Below are 5231 nucleotides of genomic sequence, written 5' to 3' on the forward strand. Positions count from 1 at the left end.
ACGAAACCCTGAAAAAAGCCATGGACAACAGCCGCAAAAATCGCCGCGATGTTGTCGGCAAAGTGTTGCGTGCATTCGGTCAGCGTTTGGTCGGTGTCAATATTGAAGCCAAAATCAAAGGCCGCGAGAAAAACTTATACAGCATCCATCAAAAAATGTTGGCTAAAAAACTGCGTTTTGCCGAAGTGATGGATATTTACGGCTTTCGTGTCATCGTAAACAACATTCCTGCCTGTTATGCCGCGTTGGGCGCATTACATAATTTATACCACCCCAAGCCCGGCCGTTTTAAAGACTATATCGCCATTCCGAAAAGCAACGGTTATCAAAGCCTGCACACAACCTTGGTCGGTCCTTACGGTTTGCCTATCGAAGTGCAAATTCGTACGCGTGAAATGGATGCTGTGGCTGAGGGCGGTATTGCCGGACATTGGATTTACAAATCCGGTGAAAACACTCCGGATCAAGCCGTCCTCCATATGAACCGATGGATGAAAAATATTCTCGACCTGCAGGCTAGTAGCTCAAATGCCATCGAGTTTCTAGAGCATGTCAAAGTCGATTTGTTCCCCAACGAAGTCTATATCGTTACTCCGAAAGGCGATATCCTTACCTTGCCTAAAGGTGCGACGCCGATTGACTTTGCCTATGCCGTACACACCAATATCGGTCATAAAACCGTTGCCGCGCGTATCAATAACGTCATGATGCCGCTGCGCACCAAGCTGAAAACTGGCGATACGGTAGAAATCATTACTTCCGAGCATGCCAAGCCTAATGTAGCATGGCTGAACTTTGCCGTTTCCAGCCGTGCGCGCAGCGCCATCCGCCAATACATTAAAAATCTGAATCGTCACGATGCCGTTGTTTTAGGTGAAAACCTGCTGCAAAAAGCTTTATCCAGTCTGTTGCCTAAAGACATCCTGCTTTCAGACGACCTCAAAGAAAAATACCTTGCCGATTTGAATACCAAACAAACCTCGTTTGAAGAGGTTCTTTACAATGTCGGTATGGGGCATACTTTGCCGGTACACGTTGCCATGCATATTGCCGAGTTGGCAGGCCAACATTTTGGCAGCACGGTCAAACTCAGTCCGATCAAAGTCAACGATCAGGAAACCGGCCGGATTCATTTTGCCGAATGTTGCCATCCGATTCCCGGCGATACGATCCGCGCCTTATTGGTCAAAGACAAGGGTATGATTATCCACCGTGATACCTGTCAAACTTTGGTCAAAGCCGATCCGGAAGAGCAACTCGATGCGGGTTGGGACAGTTTGCGCAATCAAACGTACCGCACCATCCTCAATGTCAAATCCGAAGATGCGCATGGTTTGCTTGCCTCAATGGCGCAAGCAATTTCCAATTCCGGTGCGGACATTGAATCTGTCGATACGCCAACCAAAGCGCAAGCAGGAACAGAAGGTTTTGTAGAATTTAAATTTACAATTAAAGTCAAAGACTTGGATCAGGTTAATCAGATTATTCATGCAATGCATGCCAATCCGAATATCCGTAAAGTGATTCGAGGATAATCTGTGATCAGCATGATAAGAAAAGGCCGTCTGAAAGTGTGTTCAGACGGCCTTTTGAGTATGTACAAACAAACTCTGTTAGTTTGTTTTGAAGAAAAATAATGCTTCAGGTTGGATTTAACTTAACCAAAAACGGAAAACCAAGAAGAAAACCAAGGCCAAAACGCCGGCCCAAACCAGTAACATGAATCCGGCTACTGCCTGACCCAAGCGGTAAACAGGATTTTTGCGTTCGTCTTCGAGTAGGGGATTAGGTGTATCGTGCGGTTTGTCGGACATGATGAAGCTCTAATTGAATTATTGAATAAAAGCGTAAGGGTACGCCGATAGAAGCAAAGATTCAAGTGGGAATGATTATTGATAGAAGTCTTCGTCTTCATTCCACGCGGTTTTTAAGACCGTCTGAATGGTGTCGGCGCCAAAGCCGCGATAGGCAAGGAAACGCGCTTGTTTTTGTTTTTCTTTCAAATCTTGAGCTTCTTGCTTGAATTTTTTACGCAAGACGGAAATGGCGGTTTGCAGCTCGTCCTCCCTGTCGGGTAAGAATTCCCGACAGTCGTCTGCATCGATACCTTGTTGCGCCAAGGCTTGTTTGAGGCGGAGCGTGCCGTAACGGTTGCTTTTGCTGTGAATATAGGCTTCTGCGTAACGTTGGTCGGATTGCCAATTTCGTTCGACGAATTCGTCCAAAACCTTTTCCAATTCTTCTTCGCTTTCAGCATGGGGAGCCAGTTTGCGTTTCAAGCCGACACGGCTGACTTCCTGACGGGAAAGAATATCCAAGGCGCGGGCGCGTAAGGTTTTGGGAGGTTTCATGGGATATGGAAGGGGAGGGATTTAACTACATTGAATTACATTTAAGACGGCCTGATTGGGTGAAAGCACCGAAAAGGCCGTCTGAAAATAAAGCCGAATTATTCTTCGTCTTTGTTTTTTTGCGGTTGCAGATTTTCGTAGATTTCAGGCAGGGCGCGAATCAACAAATCAGGTTTGGTCGCTTTGTCTTGAGAGAGTAAGGTCATATCGCCGTAGCCGAATGTTACGCCGACGCTGAAGCAACCGGCCGCTTTGGCGGCAATAATGTCATTTTTAGAGTCGCCCACCATCAGCATATTGGCAACGTCGATGCCCAAAACTTCGGCTGCATGTTGAAGCGGCAATGGGCTGGGTTTTTTCTCAGTCAGGCTGTCGCCGCCGAGAACCAGGCTGAAATAGTCGTCGAGATTGAGCTGTTTCAGCAACTCAGCAGCCAGGATTTCATTTTTATTGGTAATGACAACCAATGGAATACCCAATGACTTGAGCAGGCTGAGACCGGCTTCGGTTTCAGGGTAGGGGCGGGTAAAGTCGCTCAAATGCTCGCGATAATATTTCATAAAGAACACAAAGCCTTTTTCCCAGATTTCAGGATCGGCTTCTTTTTCACGATCATTGGTAATGACGCGATGAACCAACTTGCTGATGCCGTCGCCGACATAGCTTTCAACCGTTTGGGTAGGTAAAACAGGTAAACCCAAGTGCGCACACATGGCTTGGGCTGCTGCGGCCAAATCGGGAACGGAATCACATAAGGTACCGTCCAAATCAAAGGCAACGGCTTGAACGTGTTCTAAAGCAGCAGTGGTCATTGAGTAGCTTTCTGTCATATTATTTAAGCGGTTATTTTAACATTGTTTGTCTGATTTGCCGATGTTTTGCTGATTCTTTAAAGGGATATTCGTTTAAATTGTTAACAATTTTTGCTGGTGTAAGTCTGTCAGCCTGTTTGTAATATGGCAAGAATTTTGTCAACAAAAAGGGTGGTTTGGTAGGCATTAAAAAACAAAGGGTTTGTATATTTTTTTGAATGGTTTGATGAGCATTTATACTAGGCCGTCTGAAAATTTTTTGGTTGGTGTGCCGATATTTTCAGACGACCTCAAACTAAATTCATATATAAATGAATAGATTCGCTTTTTATCGACTACACGCTATTACATTTTTGTCCGTTTTTGTATATAGTAACGTGTATGGCTCTCGTCTAATCATATGTATGAAAAGGAAAAATACATGTCCGCATCTGCTGTAAAAGAAACGCTGAATCCGTTTGAAATTGCGCAAAAACAAGTGAAAACTGCCTGCGACCGTCTGAATGCCGATCCAGCAGTATTTGAAATCTTGAAAAAGCCACAACGTGTTTTGGAAGTCAACTTCCCTGTCAAACTCGACAACGGTACAGTAGAAAATTTCACCGGCTACCGTTCACAACACAATAATGCCGTCGGCCCTTACAAAGGCGGCGTACGTTTCCATCCTAATGTGAATATGGACGAGGTTAAAGCCCTGTCTATCTGGATGACCATCAAATGCTGCGTGGCCGGTATTCCTTACGGCGGCGGTAAAGGTGGTATTACTTTGGATCCGCGTAACTATTCCGAAGCGGAATTGGAACGCATCGCCCGCGCTTATTCCGAAGCCATTTCTCCGCTGATCGGCGAGAAAATCGATATTCCTGCCCCTGATGTGAACACCAACGGCAAAATCATGTCTTGGATGGTTGATGCCTATGAAAACGTAGTGAAACATTCAGCACCGGGCGTCTTCACCGGTAAACCGGTTGAGTTTGGCGGTTCCTTGGCGCGTACCGAAGCCACCGGTTACGGCGTAAACTTCGCCGCTGTCCAAGCTTTGGAAAAACTGGGCAAAGACGTGAAGGGTGCCACTTACGCCATTCAAGGTTTCGGTAACGTGGGCTACCACACTGGTTACTATGCACACAAAGCAGGTGCGAAAATCGTTGCCGTATCTACTGTTGACGTTGCCATTTACAACGAAAACGGCTTGGATATGGAAGCAATCATCAAAGAATTCCAAACCAAAGGTTTCATCACCAACGAAGCCGGCTACGGCAAAGAAATCAGCAATGCCGAACTTTTGGCTCTGGAAGTGGACGTACTCGCCCCTTGCGCTCTGGAAAACCAACTGACTTCTGAAAACGCCGGTAAAGTCCGCGCGAAAATCGTGGTTGAAGGCGCAAACGGTCCGACCACTCCAGAAGCCGACGTTATCCTGCGTCAAAACGGCGTACTGGTTGTTCCTGATATTTTGGCAAACTGCGGCGGCGTAGTGGTATCCTATTTTGAATGGGTACAAAACCTGCAAGGCTACTACTGGGAGTTTGATGAAGTTCAAGAGAAAGAAACCGTTGTCCTGCGCCGTGCGTTCCGCGATATTTGGAACTTGGCTCAAGAATACGATGTCGACCTGCGTACCGCTTCCTACATGATGAGTATCCGTCGTGTTGAAAAAGCAATGAAACTGCGCGGCTGGTATTAATCGTTTGACCGATAGCTAAGAGTAGGCCGTCTGAAACCTGTTTTCAGACGGCCTTAATGTTTTTGATAAGCGCCTTTACAAATTTTTATCCACCTTGATTCCATTTCATTCAAACTCAGCTATAATCCCCTTTTTTGACCTTTCCGGAAAAGACATAATCATGAACAAAACTTTCAAATTCAGCGCATTGGCTTTGTCTGCTTTGTTGGCGCTGACTGCTTGCAACCAAAAAGACACTGCCGCTAAAGACGCCCCTGCTGCTTCCGCAGCTTCAAATGCGACTGCAGATGCTTCTGCCATCGGCTCTACTGCCCAACAAGCCAGCTACGCAATGGGTGTGGACATCGGCCGTTCATTGAAACAAATGAAAGACCAAGGTAC

At 46.2% G+C, this 5231-nt stretch carries 5 protein-coding genes and 1 pseudogene; 3 read left to right on the forward strand and 3 right to left on the reverse strand.

Going from position 1 to position 5231, the window contains the following annotated elements; translation table 11 throughout:
• A partial coding sequence (locus ACTHSP_RS17525; protein WP_440346550.1) for a RelA/SpoT family protein occupies positions 1 to 1535 on the forward strand: 1535 nt, incomplete at its 5' end.
• 117 nt (positions 1536 to 1652) lie between these two features.
• On the opposite strand, the gene ACTHSP_RS17530 is transcribed toward ACTHSP_RS17525, so the two are convergent.
• The 3 genes from ACTHSP_RS17530 to ACTHSP_RS17540 form a co-directional block, all read right to left on the reverse strand.
• Positions 1653 to 1814 carry a hypothetical protein gene (locus tag ACTHSP_RS17530; protein WP_039861975.1) on the reverse strand — a complete coding sequence of 54 codons (162 nt, stop codon included), beginning with the start codon at positions 1812 to 1814 and terminating at the stop codon, positions 1653 to 1655.
• Between the two features lie 75 nt (positions 1815 to 1889).
• Positions 1890 to 2351, reverse strand: a complete 462-nt coding sequence (gene recX, locus ACTHSP_RS17535) for a recombination regulator RecX (protein WP_049352160.1) — start codon at positions 2349 to 2351, stop codon at positions 1890 to 1892.
• Between the two features lie 98 nt (positions 2352 to 2449).
• Positions 2450 to 3163 carry a phosphoglycolate phosphatase gene (locus ACTHSP_RS17540; RefSeq protein ID WP_049352163.1) on the reverse strand — a complete coding sequence of 238 codons (714 nt, stop codon included), beginning with the start codon at positions 3161 to 3163 and terminating at the stop codon, positions 2450 to 2452.
• A gap of 421 nt (positions 3164 to 3584) precedes the next feature.
• On the opposite strand from ACTHSP_RS17540, the gene ACTHSP_RS17545 reads away from it, so the two are divergent.
• Both ACTHSP_RS17545 and ACTHSP_RS17550 read left to right on the forward strand, forming a co-directional pair.
• Entirely contained in the window at positions 3585 to 4850 is a 1266-nt protein-coding gene (locus ACTHSP_RS17545) for a Glu/Leu/Phe/Val family dehydrogenase (protein ID WP_039861976.1), read from the forward strand.
• A 160-nt stretch (positions 4851 to 5010) separates the two neighbouring features.
• Positions 5011 to 5231, forward strand: a pseudogene (locus ACTHSP_RS17550) (FKBP-type peptidyl-prolyl cis-trans isomerase); the annotation flags it as partial.

The sequence above is a fragment of the Neisseria sp. P0001.S005 genome, assembly GCF_051963715.1.